Genomic DNA, 18242 nt, shown 5'->3' with positions numbered 1-18242 from the left:
ACGGCCTGCCCGTCCTGCGTGCTCCCAGGTGCCCCTCACCTGGATGGTCTCACCATAACATGACTGCGCATGCGCAGCGCATGCAGGGAGTGCACCCACCACTTTCATACCTGATAATGGCTTCGTCGAACGGCTGCAAGGAACAATCCTGAACGAGCTGTGGCGGGTGGCCTTCCGCCGCACGTACTACATGAGCGTCGCGCAGTTGGAGCGCGACTTGCAAGCCTACCTGCGCTTCTACAACCGGGAGCGCCCGCATCAAGGGTATCGCCTGCAAGGCCGCACGCCGGCGACGCTGTTCGCCGGCAGAAAGGCCAGCTAACCCATGCCGCCGGGCTCGGTTGGAGTGCAAAAGTGTCAACACCTCGTCCACACTGGACAGCCTAGGCATCGTCCTGGAATGCGCGCGCGGGGCGCCCCCGCCGCCTTGGACGGAAGAGCCGGATGGGTTCCGCCGAGGAGGAGCGCGCGGCGGCTGCGTCTCGGATGCTAGTGGTCGATCGTCCAATCGTGCGACACGGAGGCTGGCTCATCATGGACAACGAGATTGTTCGTTCGGCGACGGTTCACTGGGATGGGGACGTGGCACATGGACGGGGGACGATCGCGACCGGGAGCGGCAAGGTGAGAGCGGACTATTCGTTTGGGACGCGCTTCAGCGGCGACCCCGGGACGAACCCGGAAGAATTGCTGGGGGCGTCCCACGCCGCGTGCTTCACGATGGCGTTGAGCTCTGAACTGACCCGTGCCGGGCACCCGCCCGTCTCGATCGACACGGAAGGGTTGGTGCACCTGCAGCGCATGAAGACGGGGTACGAGATCCCTTCGATCGAGCTGACCACGACCGCGGTCGTGCCGGGTGTTGCCGATGCGGAGTTTCAGGCGATGGCGGCGCGCGCCAAGGAGAACTGTCCCTTGAGCCGTGCGCTCCGAGCGGTGCCGATCTCGCTGCGCGCGACGTTGCGGCCCGCGTAGACGCGCACCGACTCACGGCGTAATCGGCGCCGCGATCGCGCTCTGCGACAGGCGTCGTTCGGATCGGCGGCGGCACCTCGAGAACGCCGCGTGCCGCGGGGGGTCAGGCGGGAGTAGCGACCTCGGCCGGCCGGAGCGGCGCCTCACGTCGCGTGCCAGGGTAGCCAATCCGCAGCACGAGCGCCGCGGCGAGCAGGCAGAGCAGGCCGGAGCTCGTGAACGCCGCCTGATACCCGCCGAACCAGGTGTGCAGCACGCCCGCGCCGAACGCCGCCGTCGCCGCGCCGAGCTGGTGCGCCGCGAAGATCCACCCGAACATCAGCGCCGCGTTCTGCTTGCCGAACAGGTCCGCGGTGAGGCGCACGGTCGGCGGCACGGTTGCGACCCAGTCCAGCCCGTAGAAGACCGCGAAGACGGCGAGGCCGACGAACGTCGGACCGAACGACGACGTCCCGACGTAGGGCAGGAAGAGGATCTGCGCACCGAACGCGATCGGGAGGAAGATCAGCGAGAGGCCCCGGAGGCCGTAGTACCAGCACAGCAGGTAGCGGTTATTCCACCGGTCCGACAGCCATCCCGACAGGGTCGTCCCCAGCAGGTCGAACACGCCCATCGACGCCAGCAGGCCCGCGGCGGTCACCTCGGGGATGCCGAATTCCATGCACGCGGGGATGAAGTGCGTGCCGATCAGCCCGTTCGTGCTCGCGCCGCAGATGTAGAACGTGCCCGCGAGCAGCCAGAAGTCTTTGGAACGCAGCCCCGTCGCGAGGCCGGCCAGCGCCGCGCCGGGGGCGCGCCGCGGCGGCCGCGGCGGCTCAGGCCCGTCCGCCGGCGCGCCGAACGGCCTCAGCCCGATGTCCCGCGGATCGTTGCGCATGAAGAACGCCACGAGCGGCAGGGCGCACACGGCCGCGACCGTGATCACGAGGGCCGCCGTCCGCCATCCGTCCGTCACGACGAGGTGGGCCAGGACCGGAAGGAACACGAGTTGTCCCGTGGCGGCGCTCGCAGTCAGCATGCCCATGACGAGCCCGCGCTGCCGATCGAACCAGCGGTTAGAGATCCAGGCGCCGAGCACCGACGCCGTGGACCCGGAACCCACGCCCACGACGACGCCCCACAGGAGGTCGAGCTGCCAGGCCGCGCGCATGAGCGTCGTAAGTCCCATGCCGACGGCGAGCAGGACGAGCGCGCCGAGCGCCACGCGTCGCGCGCCGAACCGATCCATCAGCGTCGCGGCGAACGGACCGAGCAGGCCGTAGAGCAGGAGGTTAATCGAGACCGCGAGCGACACCGTGGCGCGATTCCAGCCGAACTCGCGCTCCAGCGGGACGATCAGCACCCCGGGCGTCGAGCGGATGCCCGCGGCGACGAGCAGCACCAAGAACGTGACCGCCATGACGACCCACGCGTAGTGAACCCGCCCGCGCGTGAGCGTGACCGCATTGATCATGCCGGAGGTACCTCGCCGGCGGCGCTCACGCGCGCTCCAGTGCGGCGAGTGAGGCGAGTCCGAACGCGCCGATGACGCCGCCCGAGACTCGGTTGATCCACCGCATCGCCGGCGCGCCGATGCGACGGTGGAGCAACCCGACCGTCGTGCTGAGTGTCAGCCACCACGCCGCGGAGCCACAGAACGTGCCCGCGACCAGCAGCGTCGCGTAGAGCGCGTCGGGGCCGTTCGCCGGGGCGACGGCGGTGAAGATCGCCGCGAACATGAAGATCGTCATCGGGTTGGTGATCGTCAGGAGCAGCGTCGACGCATACGCGGCGAGCCGGTTGACCGGGACCTCCGCGCCGCGATCCGGAGCGCTCTTCGCGCGCGCGGTACGCACGCCGAGGTAGACGAGCAGCAGCCCGCCGGCGAGGTGGAGCGGCTGCGCATAGTGCGCGAAGAACTGGGACAGCACGGTGAGGCCGAACCCCGCGACGGCCGCGTAGAACGCGTCCGCCGTCGCCGCGCCGAGCCCGGAGACGAACCCGGCGATGCGCCCCTGCGCCAGGCTGCGCCGGATGCACAGCACCCCGATCGGCCCGACGGGCGCGGCGATCGAGACCCCGATCGCGAAACCTTTGAGCAGCGTGGTCAGTTCGTGCACGGGGACACGTCCCGAAAAGACTTAGTACGCCTAAACGCGCACGGGCGGGCCCGGGATTCCTCCGCGCGGCGCGCGCGCTCACGCGGTCGCGGCGAGGAGCACCCGCAGCGGGACGAGCTCGAACCCTCTGCGCCGAAGCCCCGCGATCATCTCCGGGAGGGCGGCGGTGGTCGCGGCGGGCGTCGACGGATGGCCGCCGCGGTCGTGTAGGTTGACGATCGCGCCGGGGTGCGCGCCGCCGACGACGTGCGCCGCCATCTTGGCGGCCGGCGCGGCGGCGAGCCAGCCTTCGGAGCGCACGGACCAGAGCACGCGCACCTCCCCGATCTGCCCGGCCCGCACGTACGCCGCCCAGTTGAAGGTCCCCCATGGGGGCCGGAAGTAGCGGGGGGCGGCGCCGAGCGCGTCCGCGATCGCGGCGGCACCGCGGTCCACTTCGGCGATCGAGGCGCCGGGGCCGAGGGTCCACAGGTGGCGGTGTCCGTAGGTGTGGTTCCCGATGTCGTGGCCGGCGGCCGCGACTGCCCGCGCCGCGGCGGGATGGGCGTCCACCTGACGTCCGACCATGAAGAACGCGCCCTGGACGGCGGCCGAGGCGAGGGCGTCGAGGATGCGGGGTGTGTGCTCCGGATCGGGGCCGTCGTCGAAGGTGAGCGAGACCATCGGGGAGCGGGCCCCGCACGTCACCACCCCGACGCGCAACCCGCCCGCCAGCGTCTGCGTCCCGAGCGTGTAGGCGGCCGCACCGGCAAGGGCGACGGTCGCGACACCAAGGCCGACGTGCGCGGGGTCATGCAGCGTGCTCACCGCCGCCGGAGCCGTCCTTCACGGCGGTGCTGCGGACGCACGCCTAGCCTTCGACGAGGTCCGTGCGCCAGCGCGCCGACGTGCCGGCGGCGATCAACAGGAGCCCGCCGCTCAGATAGAACGGCGAAGAGGGATTGGCCCACTGCCAGAGGTAGCCGCCGACGAGCGGACCGATCACACCGCCCATGCCCTCGATCGTCATCGCGATGCCCAGTCCCGCGCCGCGGACGTCGTCGGGGAGGAGGCGGAGCAGGATGCTGTTCCAGGCCGGGAGGACGAACGCGTAGGCCACTCCGATCCCGATGAAGTCCAGCATCAACAGCCACAGTTGGTGGCAGAACGGCAGCGCCAGCAGGAGCAGCGCGACCGCGCCGAGCCCGACGCTGTAGGTCCGCTGGCGGCCGAAGCGGTCGCCCATGTGGCCGGCGCGCGCCATCAGCGCGAGCGCGCTCCCCGGACCGAGCACCAGCAGCAGGAACATCTCGCGCTCGTCGATCCCGCGCACAAACTCGAGGTACGGGACGATGATCGGGATCAGCACCCCCGCGGCGATGATCTGAGGGATCAGGCTGCCGGCGAGTGCGGCGAGCGCGCGGATCACCGAGGGGACGAGCTGCCTGACGTTCGTCCGGGTGGTCACGTGAGGCTCCACCGTCTCCGCGGGCAGCCGGTGACCGAGCAGCGCCGCCGCGAGCAACGGGATTGTGAACACCCCCAACGACAGCGGATGGGTGGCGCGGCTGATCAGCGTCGCGAGCCCGATGCCAGCGCCGCCGCCGAGAAACCACGTCGAGAAGACGCGTCCGAGGACCCCGCCGACGGCGGAGCCTGCGCCTTTGGTCAGCCGCGTCAACGCGGCCGGCCACAGCGGCGACGCGGCCGCGCCCATCACGATGAGCGCGACGAACACCTCCCACGTGCTGCGCGAGGTCACGAGCGCGGCGAACGCGGCGAAGTACAGCCAGAAGCCGTACAGCAGCATCTTGCGGGTGCCGATCCGGTCGACCATCCATCCGGCGACGAGCTTGAGGGTGACCTCGGCGAAGAAATAGCTGGAGACCGCGGCGCCGGTGGTTCCCATCGGCCAGCCGAACCGTTCGGTCAGGATCGTGGGCAGGAGCACGAACAGGAGTGCGCCATGGACGAACTCCACTAAGGCTATTGAGATCGCGAGCAGGCCGGTCTCGTTCTGGAGCATCAGGGGGTTGCGGAAGGGAGCACGAGAGGCCGCTCGGTCGTGGCCGGCGTCCGATCGCTCGCGAGTCGGATCAGCTGGGTGACCACGACCTGAGCCGCGTCCGGCCGGCCGAGATCCGCGACCGCCTGCTGCATCGCGGCCAACCGCTCCGGGTGGGCAAGCAACGCCGCGAGCGCCGCTCGAAGTTCGCCCGGGGTCTTCGGCGCGAGCGCCGCGCCATGGTCGAGGAGGAACCGCGTGTTGCCCTCCTCCTGCCCCGGGATCGGGCGGTAGATCAGCATCGGGAGGCGCTTCGCGAGCGCCTCGCTGACGGTCACGCCGCCGGCCTTCGTGACGAGCAGGTCGCTGACCGTCATCAACTCCTCGACGTTGTCCACGTAGCCGAACGCCTGGAACCGGTGGGGCGAGCGCGCCGTGCGCGCGCGGACCTGCTCTTCCAGCCGGCGATCGTAGCCGCAGACGACGAGGGCCTGGAGCGGGTGCGGGAACTGCGCGAGGACGCGCACCACATCGCCGACGCCGCCCAACATCGCGTACGCCCCCGCCATGACGAGGATGACCGGCACCCCGGGTGCGAGTCCGAACTTCGCCATGAGGGCCGCACGATCGAGCGGCCGCGAGAACTTCTGTTCGATCGGCAGCCCCGACACCACGATCGACTCCGGCAGGATGCCGCGCTCCACGAGGCCGTCCCTGACGAGCGCGTTGGGGACGCAGTACCGGTCCACCTTCGGGTGGATCCACTGGCTGTGCGTCACGTAGTCCGTGATGACGGTGAGGCAGGGGACCGACGTCCGTCCGGCGATCTTGAGATCCGACATCGTCCCCGCAGGCGTGCAGTGGACGCAACACACGACGTCCGGGCGCTCGGTCGCGAGATACCGGTCCAGGCGCTCCATCCCCATCCTGTTGATCGCGCGCTGGACGAGCGAGTCCGGCCGGATGTCTCCCGTCAGCTTATAGAACATGCCGTACATCCCGGGCGCGCGCCGGACGCTTTGGATGTACGAGAATTTCGTCACCGCGTCGAACACGGGGTGCACGAACCGGGCGAAGTAGTCCACCATGTCCGCGCGGCCGCCCGTCCGGGTCTCCCACTCGGCCGCGATGGCCTCGCCGGCGCGCTTGTGGCCGCCGCCGTAGTTGCAGGACAGGATGGACAGGAGCATCCGCGTCACCGGCGGGGGCTTCCCTCTCCGGTCCGAGCGGGTTCCGCCCGATGGCGCGTGGCGCCGGCCAGTGCCGGGGGCGCCGGGTGGATCACGCGGATTCGCCGCGGCAGGAGCGAGAGGTTGAACACCTGGCTGGGTCCGAGCAGGCTTCCATCCACCTGCGCGTCGCGGCGTTGGTCCAGACGGATCGTCGCCTCGGGGCACCGCTGCACGCTGAGCTCGGGGAGGGGCAGGCGGCGAAGCAGCCGCGCGGTTTTGCGCAGCCGCCGTCCGCCGAGATCTTGCAGGAGGTACAGATCGAGCAATCCGTCCGAGAGGCTCGGGGCCGGCAGCGCCTGCAGCCGTTCGCCGTACATCCGGCCGTTCGCAGCTGCGATCATCAGGGCCTTGCCGCGGAAGACCTGGTCCCCGACCTCGATCTCCACCGGGAATGGATCGAAGCCGGACGACAGCAGCAGGAGCGCCGCAAGATAGTACACTGAGCGGTTGCGCGCGAGCCGGTAGCGGGCGCGGAGCGTGTTGACCATCTTGACAACCTGCACGTCCGCGCCGAGCCCGAAGATGTGCAGAAAGTACCGGCCGTTCACGACGCCGACGTCGATCGCGCACTCCCGACCCTGCGAGAGGATGCGTAGCGCCTTCTCCGGATCCTTGGGGATGCCCAGCGACCGCACCATCTCGTTTCCGGTGCCGCAGGGAATGATGCCCAGCGGGAGCGCGGAGCCGCTGTTCACAATGCCGTTGATCGCGCCGTTGATCGTCCCATCACCCCCCAGGACGACGACGCGGTCGAACTTCGACCCGTCGCGCCGGAGCGACGCGGCGAGCAACTGCGCCGCGGATTCCGCCGTGGGGGCCACGACCAGATCGTATTCGTGCCCGGCGCGTCGGAGCGCGTTCGTGACGACCGGAAGAACGTCGCGCGTGCGGCCTCCACCGGAGCGGAGGTTGGCGACGATCAGCGTGGCCGGCATCCCATCACTCCTTTACGACTACGACCCGCGGGGTGATGCGATGGGCGTGTTTGCACCGCGTTTTGGTTTGAACCATGTCCATTGTAACCGTTTCATTATCTCCAGAATGCCTTGGAGTGTCAAACCACCATCAACTTACCTTCCGCGCGGTCGCTCGCAACTCCCCCTCGTCCGGTGGAGCCCCAGGCCGGAGGAAACGATGGCACTGCGTAGAACCTCGCAACGACCACACCGAACGGCGCCGCACCGCGGCACCGCGGCACGACATCCTCGGAGGTGCAGCGTGGCGTACGCCGGAGGCGCGTCGGAATTCGGGCCGCGGCCCGTGGCGATGGGGCGGCGGGGAATGGTGGCCTCCGCGAACCCGTTGGCCACGCAGGCGGGGCTCAGGATGTTCGCCGCCGGCGGCAACGCCGTGGACGCGACGATCGCCACCGCCGTCGCCGTCACTGTCGTCGAACCGTACTTCTCCGCCGTCGGCGGCATTGGGATCGCGGTGCTCTCGCTGCCGAACGGGGAGACGCGCACGTTGAACTTCATGGGACGCAGCCCGCGCGCGGCGCGCCCGGAACTGTTCAACGAGAGCACTCAGGATCTGGGCATCCTCGCCCCCATGGTGCCGGGGAACGTCGCCGGCTGGGCGCGCCTGCACGACGAGTTCGGAAGCCTGCCGCTCGCGCAGGTGCTCGAGCCCGCGATAGAGCTCGCCGAGCGCGGCGCGCCGGTGACCTCGTTCGATCACATCCGCACGACCCAGGCCGTGGATCGCCTGGGGCGTCCCGACGCGGCCCGCACGTTCCTCAAGGACGGCCGGCCGTATCAGCCCGGGGAGGTGCTGCGCCAGCCCGGGCTCGCCGCGACGCTGCGCGCGCTCGCGTCCGAAGGCTGGATGAGCTTCTACCGCGGCCGTCTCGCGCAGACGATCGCCGCGTACTTCACCGATCACGGCGGCATGGTCACCGCCGAGGATCTCCGGACCTACCCCGACGCCATCAAGTGGGAGGAGCCGATCACCGCGTCCTACCGCGGGTACCAGATCCGGACGACCCCTCCACCCAGCAGCGCGGTCCAGGTGCTGCAGACGCTCCGCATCCTCGAAGCATTCGATCTGACGGACCAGGACCCGCTCGGCGCGGACAACCTGGCGGTCACGGCGGAGGCGATCCGTCTCGCGCGGATGGACGCGGCCAAACACGTCGCCGATCCGGCGTTTGTGGACGTGCCGCTCGCGTGGATGCTGTCGGACGAACGGATCGAGCAGCACCGCGCGGAAGCCCGAAAACGGCTCAAGGCGGCGCGGGCACGTGCCGCGCGCTCGAACGGCAGCCGCGCGCCGATCCGGCGCGCGGGGAAGGTGCGCGAGCGCTCCACGACGCACCTCGCCGCGGCTGACGCCAGCGGGCTCGCGGTCAACATCACGCAGACGATCGGAAGCGGGTACGGGTCGGGCGTCGTGATCGGCGACACGGGCATCACGATGAACAACGGGCACCACTGGTGCACGCTGATTCCCGGTGACGCTAAGATGATCGCGCCCGACAAACGGCGCGAATCGCCGTCGTCGCCGGTTCACGGGTTTGGGCTGCACGGTGCGCCGGTGGCCCCGACCCATTCGTTCGGGATCGACCCGCTCGGGCCCGCCCACGCCACCCGCGGAGGGCGGATCGCGTTTATGATCGGCACGCCGGGATCCTACAGCATCCCGCAGACGACCGCTCAGGTCATCATCGGCCTCGTCGACTACGGGCGGAACGTCCAGGACGCCATCGCCGCCCCGCGGTTTCGATGGAAGGACGACGTCGGCGATCCGTTGCCGCCGCGGGTGTTGTTGCTGGAAGGCCGGTTCGGGGCGGCGGTCCGCCGGACCCTGGCGTCCCGCGGCTACAAGGTCGAGGTGCTCGAAGACTGGTCGGTGCGCGTCGGCGGCGCGCAGGGCATCGTGTTTCGTGAGGACGGCTGGCTGCAGGGCGGGGCGGATCCGCGGCGCAACGGCTACGCGATGGGCTGGTAGGGAACAGAGAACGATCGGGGGAGGATCGCGGTGCGCGTAACCAGCTGGGGGCTGTTCGTGCTAGGAGTTTACCTAATCCTCGTCGGCCTCGAGAGGTACGGGTTCTTCTTCGGACTCGGACAACTCACCTCGATCCTGGCGGTGGTCGCGGGGGTCCTGCTCGTCGCGGAGACCTGGCGGCGCTGACGCGCACGATCGGGGCGTCGACCCCTGCGGAGCGACGTTCTTCGTCCAAGCGTGTGGTCTGGATTCATCACCCGGATGCGGCGCGTTCAACACCGCGCTGCCATCCGCGCCCCGATCAGGTGGCAATCGCTAGAACGCTGGAATGTCGCCGTTCTGCCCGCATTGGGCAGGCGACCGGCGGCGCGGTTGCGTTCCCCGCGCCCTATGTGTGTTCCTGTTGTCGCCGCTGCTGGGCTTTTGTATACTTGCCATGCGAGACGGGCCGGCGTAGCTCAGTGGCAGAGCAGCGCACTCGTAATGCGCAGGTCACCGGTTCAAATCCGGTCGCCGGCTCCAGCATCTAAGCGAAGTGTCGCAACGATTTCCGAACGGATCGCCATCTGGAATCTGCGGTGCGCTGCTGAGTATTTTCAGATCTCTGCAAATTCTTAGTGCTTCGGGAGGAGCCGATCCGCGGCCAGCCGGGAGGCTTCTCCCTGGAGCTCCGGCAGAACGTGGCTGTAGACCGCGAGGGTAAACGAGGTGCTCCGTAGAGGACAAGTTGCCATAGGTGGCAACATCCTGAAACCCTTATGGGGTGGGCGTCGTCGCCGCTCTTTTGGAGCGAAGTTGCCATGGGTGGCAACGTCTTGCAGCGGCGGCCGGGGTGTACCCCGGGGATCCACGCCCCGACCCTAATTCTCCAGCGGCTACGTGCACTAGCCCTTTCCTGTGTCCACGGCGAGGTAGGCTGTGGTTCGCGGGGACTGGATCGGTCCCGCGGGTATCGACGTACACGGAGACGTTAGGCCGCCGTCAGATGTGGCGTCCCAGTCTACCGCCCAGCATAGAGACCGCGATAGAACCTTCCATCGTGAAGCAAACGCGTGTGGGAGTGTCTGTGAACACGTTCACATGCATTCCGTAACCCGACTCACTGCGCCTCGCTCCGGCCGGTGCTATGTTTTGCGTGCGCCCCCGGCTGCTTGCTGGGGAGTTGACGCAGGCCCTCGTTCCATGCGCCAGGAGGGCCAACCGGGGAGGGTGATTATGTGGCCGGACATGTTCGGACCGGGATGGCCGTGGGGGATGCTCGCGGCGCTTGGTCTGCTTGCGGTCTGCGTCGGGAGCGTGTGGCTCACGTTAGGCGCTAATCGAGCCGCGTCGCCGCGATCCGACCCGATGCTGGAGGCTTGGCGCCGATATGAGCAGGGAGATCTCTTGCGTTCCGAGTTCGAACGCGTCAAACGCGTGATCGCCGCGGAGCACGACCCGGTCGTCAATGCTCGGGCAGCCCGCGCGATTACTGTCCGTCGCCCCAGGTCTCCGGCAGCGTGACGCAACACCCCATCCGCCGAGGCGTGCTCCGGTCGATGCACGTTTCGTGTCACCCCGCCCGACCCGCCTGGTCGTACGCTGTCGGGTGTCGTCCTGTGTGGTTTCCGGTAGGATAGACGCAGGGGCAGTCCAAAGGAGGCGGACACGATGCGGAACTGCGTCGCAACAAAACGGTCCATGTGAACTGCCCGACCGGGAAAGACGTACTGGGCGGTGGCGCCGTTGTTGGGTATCAGGTGGGCAGCAGCTTCGTGCAGGATCCGAACGGTATCTCTCATTGAGAGAGAACCCAACGGAGCCGACGGATGGCAGGCCTCCGGGATCGACCACACGCCGGGCGATTCCTGGGGCGTGACTGTATACGCGATCTGTGCAACGATCTGACGAGGCCACTGTGGAAGCGACAGTGTGCCACGAGACAAGTAGATATTGGTTCGACAACCGCCGAGGGTGGGCGCATCAAGAGCTGATGCGTGGATCTCGCAGTTCGGGCAAGAACGAGCGGCGTCAGTCAGCCCTGGCGCGCCGCCGGATCCCGATCGCGAAAGACCGCGTCCAACGCTACGAGGAGCAATCGCGCGGCAGTCCGGGACGTGATTTCTGCCCAGTCGTATGGGGGCGAAACTTCCACGAGATCGAGTCCCACGACGTGCCCCCGCGCGGCTACGGCCCGGATGGCGTCCCGTAGCTCTGCGTAGCTCAAGCCACCGGGCTCCGGCGTACCGGTGCCGGGTGCGACCGCGATATCGAGCACGTCGATATCTACACTGAGATAGTACGATGCGCCCGGGGGGACGATATTGGCAGCCGCCTCCGGGCCCCGCATCCGCACCTCGGACGCGGACACAGTCCTCAGGCCATACGCATCGGCCGCCTTCAACGGCTCCGAGTACTTCTGCAAGCCCCGCAAGCCGATCTGGGAGATCCCGCTGACGTAGGGGAGTTCGGAGGCCCGTCTCATCACGTTGCCGTGGCCGAGGCGTGTGCCCTGCCGTTCATCGACAAAGTCCTGATGCGTATCGAACTGCACGACGTGGATCGGACCGCGCTCGGCAAACGCGCGGAGTGCGGGATAGGTAATCGCGTGATCCCCGCCGATGAGCACGGGGAGGCTACCGGCCTCAAGCACTTCTTCCACCGCAACCGTTGTCCGGTCCAGGTTGTGTGTGATGTCGGCGGGTGTGATCTCCACGTCACCCCAGTCGACCATCGTCACCCCGCGAAGGATCCACCGCCGAAGATCGAGATCGTACCAGCCTCCGGCGGCGTTGCCGTCGTGCGTATAGTACGATGACCATGCCGACGCCGCGCGCACCGCGCTCGGACCAAATCGGGCCCCAGGACGCAGCGTCGTCCCGAGATCGAACGGAACGCCGAGAAATGCCACATCCGCCGGCCGTCCATCCGAGAGGTCTCGCGGCGGCGCGCCGAAGAACGTACGATATTGTGGTCGCCTTGCGGTAGGCGTCATCAACCGCCTCCATGTCTTGTTTCGGCCGACCGGTAGCGCGCCCCTCGCGGGCCGGAACGGGCTCACTCTACCGCGTGGACGCGCCCACCATCCAAGCGGACCAGGCAGCGGCGTCCGGACACGAGCGATCGTGGCCCCTCACGCCTTGACCGCTCCCTCGAATTCCGAGAAAAGCGCCTCGAAAGCGAGCGGCTTGGCGATGAGCGCCTGCGCGACCTGCTCGTCGAGGAACGTTTGGATCACCTTACGATTCACGGCGACGCCATTCGGGAGCCAATCTTCGCCCATCAGTGCGATCGTATCCTCAATCTCTGGGAGGATCCAGGGCAGCATCTCCGGCAGGGCCCGCAGGCTTGCCTGCCAAGAGGTTTTGGAGCGTTCCAGTGCGTTGTAGAGACTCACTGCGGCCCACGGGTTTCGCTCGAACGTCTCGCGTCGGACCCCGACGATGTGCTGCAGTGGATAGATGCCCGTGCGCAGGTAGTACTCGCGCTCCGCGCGCTTGTAGTCCGGTACCAACCGGACGATCGGGCTGTCCGCCGCGTAGAAGCCCTTCGGGGGATTCGGACACATCAACGCGTCGAGCTCCGCCTCCAGCAGCATGGCGAGGAGCGTCCGGCCGCTCGCGATGTACTGGCCGTGCGGCGGCAGCGTGCCGCGACCGCGGGAGGGCGCACCGTCCACGCTTCCGACCCACCAGCGCATCTCTTCGATCTTCACGCCGGCGTTTCGCAGGATCGCGCGGGACCACGTGTTACCGGTGGCGTGCCAGTCGTTCGTGCCGACGCGTTTGCCGTCCAGATCCCGGAAGTCGCGGAGCCCGCTGCCCCGGCGGACGAAGAAGCAACGCTGGCAGAACGCGCGCTCCGCAAAGAACGGTATGGCGACCACGCTGAAATTGCCGGCCGCCAGCCGCTGGATGTGCTTGCTGAGCGAGAGCTCACCGGCATCCACCGACGGGTCGTCGACCCAGTCGAGCGCCCGTGCCGTGTCTCGCCGGAGCGTGAGGGCCAGGCGCTCCGCGGTCACATCGCCGCAGGCCAGCGGTGCGAGATAGTCGTCGTTCCTCATGGCCAGCGTCATCGACAATGGCATCCTATCTCCTCGTGGCGGGGAGAGGTCACACCCCCAGGGCCCGAGCGTTCGTGTCACCCGTCTTGCTGGACGATGCGCCAGCGACGAACATCAGGAAATCCTCGTGCTTGTTATACCCGCCCTCTGCGGAGCGGAGAAACCCATGGAAGCGTTCGGTGTCGGCCATCGGGATGGTCCTCCCTGTGGAACTAGAGAAGCCTTCCCGATGTTCGATGTACAGCTCCTGCCGAACAACGCGATGCGCGATGGCAGGACCGTGGTACGCATCGCCGAACATTACTCCTCGATCAACGATGGCTATCGAGCAATGATATCCTGAAGCGTTCTCCGTGGACGTGGGACCAAGCGTCCCATGCCGGTGCTGGGTTTCCGGAAGCCCTGGCGCATCACACGGTGGCGGTCGTGCCAGAAAACAGGCCTGTTTTGGTTCGGGAGTGTGCGTGAGATGTGGACGAGAACACTATGTCGCCACTGCCGCGCATGTATTCAAGTCTGTTGCCGTGGGTCGCGTTTACTTCATTACGAAAGCTGACACGCCCCTCAGGTTGATGTCCCCGCAAGAATTCGCGGGTAATCTTCACTCGGCGAAGGCCAATCCGCGCTTCCTCCCCCCAGTTGACGACGTCATCATATCCGGTGGCACCGATGACATCGCGCTTCTTCATCTGTCTCAGCCTGAGTTTACTTGCTTCTTCCTGCGAGGGTTCTGCGTTCGGAGGCTTAGTCAGCGCACTCGTAATGCGCAGGTCAACGGTTCAAATCCGGTCGCCGGCTCCAGGAAGAGCAACGCTTCTGAACGTGTGCTCAGCGCGACGTAGGATATTCGTCGTCGGCCGTCATGGCCCCGCCTCGACGGGCGATCGACGCGCGGGTGTCGTCGGGTTCGCGCCCACATCGCACGAAGTACTGCGTTCACCATTCCGCCGACGAGGTGGTCCTCATGGGTATCGGTGCGATGCGATTGTCACGCGCGACGCTGGCTTCCTTGCCGAACACCGTGGTACGGCCTCGTCATGATGTTGCGCAGCTGTGCACCGGCATCGTTCATCTTGGTCTTGGCGCCTTCCACCGTGCCCACCAGGCAGTCTACACAGCGTCCGTGTTGGCCGAAGATCCCCGCTGGGGCATTCTCGGGGTGAGCCCCCGCCACGCCGCCACACGCGACGCGCTGGCGCCGCAGGACTGGTTCTATACCGTCGCGACGCGGGACGAATCGGGCGAACGGCTTGAAGTGATTGGCGCACTCACCGGCGTGCTCGTCCTGCCCGAGGATCCGCGCGGGCTGATTGCGCGCATGGCCATGCCCGACGTGCGTGTCGTCACCGTCACGGTGACGGAGAGGGGTTACTGTCGTGCCGCGGCGAGCGGCGACCTCGACGAGACCGACGCCACGATTCGCCACGACCTCGCCACCCCGGGCGCACCGCGCAGCATGCCGGGGGTGTTAGTGGCGGCGCTCCGTGCCCGCCGTACGGACAGCGTTGCGCCTTTCACTCTGCTTTCCTGCGACAATCTCCCTGCCAACGGGGCGACCTTGCGCCGCGTCCTGCTCCAGTACGCAAGTCTCACAGACCGCGACCTGGCATGCTGGATCGAGGAGCACGTCGCGTTTCCCTCTTCCATGGTGGACCGGATCGTGCCCCCCACCACGTCGGCCGATCGCGCGCGGGTGACCGCTGCGCTCGGTGTCGAGGACGCGTGGCCGGTCATCACCGAGCCGTTCACGCAATGGGTCGTGGAAGACCGGTTCCCTGGGGGGCGTCCGGCCTGGGAAACGGCCGGCGCCACGATGGTCGCGGATGTGCGCCCCTGGGAAGAAATGAAGCTGCGCCTGCTGAACGGGAGTCACTCGAGCATCGCCTATCTTGGGCAACTGGCGGGTTGGCCAACGGTCGATGTGGCCATTCGAGACCCGGCGCTCGCCGGGCACATCCGAGCGTTGATGGCGGAGATCGCGCCCACGCTGTCGTTGCCTCCCGGTGTTGATCTCGCCGGGTATCGCGACACACTGATGCGCCGTTTTGCCAACCACGAGCTCCAGCACCTGACCGCGCGCATTGCCGAGGACGGCACGCAGAAGTTGCCACAGCGGCTGCTCGCGCCGGCGCGCGCGCTTCTTGCCGAGGGGCACCCTCCCGTGCATATCGCACTTGCCGTCGCCGCCTGGATCCGTTTCTGTCAGGGGCGGGCGGATGGCGGCAGCGCGCTGCCGCTCCATGACCCGCGCGCCGACCAGGTGCGCGCGCTGGCCGCGAGTTCTTCGGATCCCGAGATGCAGGTGCGCGCAACGCTCGGTCTTCCCGATCTTGGAGCGCTGGACCTCGGTGCGCGCGATGACTTCGTCGCGTTGGTTGCCGCTGCGGTGCGTCACTTGGCCGAGCGTGGAGTGCGGAACACGCTGCGGAGCTGGCCAGACCGGACCGGCACATGAGCATGAACGCTGAAGACAGGGATCCGACGGGAGTTGGTGATCGGACGCTGCAGCGCTCAGTGGCTGGCGCACACCAGCCGGTGAAGGGCGACTGCCGTGCACGGCATGGGTGACCAGGTCCCTCGAGTCAGCGGCGAAGTCCGCCTGCATCCCCGTGCAAGATGGCTTCCACGTCTGCGAGGGTGCCGTAGAATACGTCTCCCATGTACGTCTGCTTCAGCGCCGCGAGCGCGGTGCCGTACCGCAGACCCTCGCCGGTGCCGTGTTGGAGGTAGCCGTACAGGAAGCCCGCCGTAAACGCGTCCCCTCGCCCAATGCGATCGACAATCTCGGCGGAATAGGCGGGCTGCTGCGCAGCCCCCGATTCGTCCAGGGCGAAAGCTCCCGCGGCACCCAGCGTCAGCACGAGCGTCCGGCACCGGAAGCGCAGGCGGAGCGCCTGCGCGACGGCCGCCGGTTCGCCCCGTTCGCCAAAGACTGTGGCCGCGTCGCGATTGCTCACGATGACGACGTCGAGGCCCTGCACGAGCGGTTCGAGCACCTCCCGTGCGGCCGTCGGCGACCAGAGTTGTGCACGATAGTTCACATCGAAGGACATCATGTTGTGGCGTTGGCTGCCTTCGAGGATCACCCGTTTCACCAGTCGGTGCGCTTCCGGGCTCAAGGCGGGAGTGATCCCGGTCAGATGGATGACGCGCACGCCGTTCAGCACGTCCCAGTTGACACTATCTGGGTCGATCTTCGTAAATGCCGAATCATGCCGATAGTAGTGCACTTCGCCGGAGCGTGGTGACACCGCCGGTTGTACCAAATACACCCCGGCTCGGCCCTCCGCCGCCCACACCACCCCGTCGATGTCGACGCCGGTGCTCCGAATGACAGCTGCAATGCGGCGGCCAAGCGGGTTTCTGGGAAGCCGTGACACCCAAGCCGTCTTCACACCTAACGCGGCCAAATCCATGCAGACATTCGATTCAGCCCCGCCAACGGATACCGCATACGCAGGCGCAGACTCGAGCGTCTCTCCTTGGCCTGGCATGAGACGCACCATGGTTTCCCCAACACCCAGGACGGTCGCAGCCATGACCGGGGAGACCTCACATGGTATATGGGTGAGTCAGCGGGTCACAGCCCCGGCATCGAGATGCGCCGAGGAGCCGACAACACCCTGCGCTCTTCGGCGCCGCTGTCTTCCTTCTACGAGAATCCGGCTCCCGCACGGTGCGCGGCGGCAAGAGTCTACTTCACCTCAAAATCTATGTGTGCGCTTCCCTGTTCTGCGTTCGATCGGCAAATGACGGTCAATGTGCGGGCCCCTTCGCGATTATTCGAACGGCCGGACCAGATGATGACACCGTCGGACCCTGCTGCCGTATCTGGGAAGCCTCCCGGGGCCGCATTCGCCGCCGGGAAGAGGATCTGTGCCGAGCACACGGCGGCCGGGGCAGTCGTGACCTTGATGGTGTACGGGGAATTTCTGGGCACAGTCGAAGGTGTCATCTGGATTTGGACCGGTACATCCGCAAATGCCGGCATGACGATGCACCCGAGAAGCAGATACACTCCGATCAAAGCGTATCGCAAGTGACGCCTCCTTCACGTTGACGTGCGGCAGGGGAACTTGGTCCTCTGTTCGGCCACGGGTCCTGCGCACCCTCCATGGCATGAGCCCCCAAGTTGGCTCGCCCAGGACCCGAACCTAAGCGCTCGGTACGGGCTACCGACTGATATGAACACGTCAAGCGCCACCGCTTGGGGAGGGATACGGCAGCCTGAAGCCGAGCTGAACGTCCGAGCATTTTGCGTCGAATTCTTTGCAGAAATCGCTATGGAACTTACATAGATATTTATTCACCTGCATTTCCGTTTTGACGATGGAGCGGAAACTGCGGAAACTGTGGAGGTGCGTCGAACGTCTTGATCTGTGCAGGTTTGAGCGCGATGAGGACGTCCCGAGGGCCGCATCCTATGGGTGAAGCACAAACCAACCCTTTCAGCTCTCGCTCAACCCCAAGCTCCGGGTCGAGTTCCAGGACTCTCGGGTGACCTCAGACGGCGGGCTGCTTCTCGTCCGCGAACTGGACGAGTGGTTGGGCGTCAGCGACCTGATCGCGCAGCACATCACCGATCCGCGGGGCAAGAACACGCAATTCCCACTCACCGACCTGGTCCGGCAATCGGTCTACCGCCGCCTGGCGGCAGGCCGCAGATCGTGGCGGTCAACGAGGGCGGAAAGGAGGCCGAGGGGGACGTGTCTGAGAAAATCCGCTGCCAGCATGACTATGCCCGAGGTTGGGCGTTTCAGACGGGCCCGAACCGCTTTTCCTGGGGCCTTCGGCCACACGCGTCCACGAAGAGTCAGATGGACTGGAGTTGACCCGGTTTGGTGGACACCCTATCGTTAGGGGGTCAAGACCCCAGAGAGGAGTCCACCGTGGGGAAGACACGCCCACCGTATGCGAAGGAGTTTCGAGCGGAGGCAGTCCGGTTGGTGCGGGAGTCTGGC

Annotated in this window: 15 protein-coding genes, 1 tRNA gene and 1 pseudogene; 6 read left to right on the top strand and 11 right to left on the bottom strand. The window is 67.1% G+C overall.

The features are described from left to right. Positions 1–115: 115 nt before the first annotated feature. Positions 116–322 (top strand): annotated as a pseudogene (locus tag VKZ50_01555) (integrase core domain-containing protein). 212 nt (positions 323–534) lie between these two features. Then, the gene (locus VKZ50_01550; GenBank protein ID HLJ58396.1) at positions 535–975 is read left to right on the top strand and encodes an OsmC family peroxiredoxin; all 441 of its coding nucleotides are present in this window, start codon (positions 535–537) and stop codon (positions 973–975) included. 103 nt (positions 976–1078) lie between these two features. Here VKZ50_01550 and VKZ50_01545 read toward each other — a convergent pair whose 3' ends face one another. The 6 genes from VKZ50_01545 to VKZ50_01520 form a co-directional block, all read right to left on the bottom strand. Next, the gene (locus tag VKZ50_01545) at positions 1079–2428 is read right to left on the bottom strand and encodes an MFS transporter (GenBank protein HLJ58395.1); all 1350 of its coding nucleotides are present in this window, start codon (positions 2426–2428) and stop codon (positions 1079–1081) included. Positions 2429–2453: 25 nt separating this feature from the next. Beyond that, positions 2454–3074 (bottom strand): LysE family translocator, encoded by a 621-nt coding sequence (locus tag VKZ50_01540; GenBank protein ID HLJ58394.1) that lies wholly within the window; start codon positions 3072–3074, stop codon positions 2454–2456. A gap of 78 nt (positions 3075–3152) precedes the next feature. Next, positions 3153–3881, bottom strand: coding sequence for a polysaccharide deacetylase family protein (locus tag VKZ50_01535; protein HLJ58393.1), 729 nt, complete (start codon positions 3879–3881; stop codon positions 3153–3155). A gap of 43 nt (positions 3882–3924) precedes the next feature. Then, positions 3925–5079: an MFS transporter gene (locus tag VKZ50_01530; protein ID HLJ58392.1), complete on the bottom strand. Its 1155-nt coding sequence runs from the start codon at positions 5077–5079 to the stop codon at positions 3925–3927. Next, a complete protein-coding gene (locus tag VKZ50_01525) occupies positions 5079–6248 on the bottom strand; it encodes a glycosyltransferase (GenBank protein ID HLJ58391.1) in 1170 nt (389 codons plus the stop codon). Before VKZ50_01525 ends, VKZ50_01530 begins: the two co-directional genes overlap by 1 nt. Before the next feature lie 5 nt (positions 6249–6253). Further along, positions 6254–7225 carry a YegS/Rv2252/BmrU family lipid kinase gene (locus tag VKZ50_01520; GenBank protein HLJ58390.1) on the bottom strand — a complete coding sequence of 324 codons (972 nt, stop codon included), beginning with the start codon at positions 7223–7225 and terminating at the stop codon, positions 6254–6256. A gap of 283 nt (positions 7226–7508) precedes the next feature. Between VKZ50_01520 and VKZ50_01515 the strand changes: the two genes are divergently transcribed. The 3 genes from VKZ50_01515 (at position 7509) to VKZ50_01505 (ending at position 9758) form a co-directional block, all read left to right on the top strand. After that, a complete protein-coding gene (locus VKZ50_01515; GenBank protein ID HLJ58389.1) occupies positions 7509–9236 on the top strand; it encodes a gamma-glutamyltransferase family protein in 1728 nt (575 codons plus the stop codon). Between the two features lie 30 nt (positions 9237–9266). After that, complete coding sequence (locus tag VKZ50_01510) at positions 9267–9422, top strand: hypothetical protein (GenBank protein ID HLJ58388.1); 156 nt, start codon at positions 9267–9269, stop codon at positions 9420–9422. Positions 9423–9683: 261 nt separating this feature from the next. Next, positions 9684–9758 (top strand) — tRNA-Thr (locus tag VKZ50_01505). Between the two features lie 1492 nt (positions 9759–11250). Here the strand turns inward: VKZ50_01505 and VKZ50_01500 are convergent. The 4 genes from VKZ50_01500 to VKZ50_01485 all read right to left on the bottom strand — a co-directional run bounded on the left by VKZ50_01500 (position 11251) and on the right by VKZ50_01485 (position 13970). Further along, a complete protein-coding gene (locus tag VKZ50_01500; protein HLJ58387.1) occupies positions 11251–12210 on the bottom strand; it encodes an arginase family protein in 960 nt (319 codons plus the stop codon). Positions 12211–12348: 138 nt separating this feature from the next. After that, entirely contained in the window at positions 12349–13293 is a 945-nt protein-coding gene (locus VKZ50_01495) for a hypothetical protein (protein ID HLJ58386.1), read from the bottom strand. 37 nt (positions 13294–13330) lie between these two features. Beyond that, positions 13331–13471: a hypothetical protein gene (locus VKZ50_01490; GenBank protein ID HLJ58385.1), complete on the bottom strand. Its 141-nt coding sequence runs from the start codon at positions 13469–13471 to the stop codon at positions 13331–13333. Positions 13472–13691: 220 nt separating this feature from the next. After that, positions 13692–13970, bottom strand: a complete 279-nt coding sequence (locus VKZ50_01485) for a hypothetical protein (protein HLJ58384.1) — start codon at positions 13968–13970, stop codon at positions 13692–13694. A 275-nt stretch (positions 13971–14245) separates the two neighbouring features. On the opposite strand from VKZ50_01485, the gene VKZ50_01480 reads away from it, so the two are divergent. Further along, entirely contained in the window at positions 14246–15736 is a 1491-nt protein-coding gene (locus tag VKZ50_01480) for a mannitol dehydrogenase family protein (protein ID HLJ58383.1), read from the top strand. A gap of 127 nt (positions 15737–15863) precedes the next feature. On the opposite strand, the gene VKZ50_01475 is transcribed toward VKZ50_01480, so the two are convergent. Further along, on the bottom strand, positions 15864–16820 hold the full coding sequence (locus VKZ50_01475) for a sugar kinase (GenBank protein HLJ58382.1): 957 nt from the start codon (positions 16818–16820) through the stop codon (positions 15864–15866). Positions 16821–18242 lie beyond the last annotated feature (1422 nt).

Source organism: bacterium, assembly GCA_035295165.1.
GTDB lineage: Bacteria > Sysuimicrobiota > Sysuimicrobiia > Sysuimicrobiales > Segetimicrobiaceae > JAJPIA01.
The sequence above is the reverse complement of the archived record's forward strand: the minus strand, read 5'-3'. Positions and strand labels throughout refer to the sequence as shown.

What these genes read in the sequence shown, in the direction of transcription:
- VKZ50_01490 (HLJ58385.1), bottom strand. Translation starts at nt 13,471, where the DNA reads ATGGCCGACACCGAACGCTTCCATGGGTTTCTCCGCTCCGCAGAGGGC.
- VKZ50_01475 (HLJ58382.1), bottom strand. Translation starts at nt 16,820, where the DNA reads ATGGCTGCGACCGTCCTGGGTGTTGGGGAAACCATGGTGCGTCTCATG.
- VKZ50_01485 (HLJ58384.1), bottom strand. Translation starts at nt 13,970, where the DNA reads ATGAAGAAGCGCGATGTCATCGGTGCCACCGGATATGATGACGTCGTC.
- VKZ50_01520 (HLJ58390.1), bottom strand. Translation starts at nt 7,225, where the DNA reads ATGCCGGCCACGCTGATCGTCGCCAACCTCCGCTCCGGTGGAGGCCGC.
- VKZ50_01500 (HLJ58387.1), bottom strand. Translation starts at nt 12,210, where the DNA reads ATGACGCCTACCGCAAGGCGACCACAATATCGTACGTTCTTCGGCGCG.
- VKZ50_01530 (HLJ58392.1), bottom strand. Translation starts at nt 5,079, where the DNA reads ATGCTCCAGAACGAGACCGGCCTGCTCGCGATCTCAATAGCCTTAGTG.
- VKZ50_01525 (HLJ58391.1), bottom strand. Translation starts at nt 6,248, where the DNA reads ATGCTCCTGTCCATCCTGTCCTGCAACTACGGCGGCGGCCACAAGCGC.
- VKZ50_01480 (HLJ58383.1), top strand. Translation starts at nt 14,246, where the DNA reads ATGGGTATCGGTGCGATGCGATTGTCACGCGCGACGCTGGCTTCCTTG.
- VKZ50_01495 (HLJ58386.1), bottom strand. Translation starts at nt 13,293, where the DNA reads ATGACGCTGGCCATGAGGAACGACGACTATCTCGCACCGCTGGCCTGC.
- VKZ50_01550 (HLJ58396.1), top strand. Translation starts at nt 535, where the DNA reads ATGGACAACGAGATTGTTCGTTCGGCGACGGTTCACTGGGATGGGGAC.
- VKZ50_01545 (HLJ58395.1), bottom strand. Translation starts at nt 2,428, where the DNA reads ATGATCAATGCGGTCACGCTCACGCGCGGGCGGGTTCACTACGCGTGG.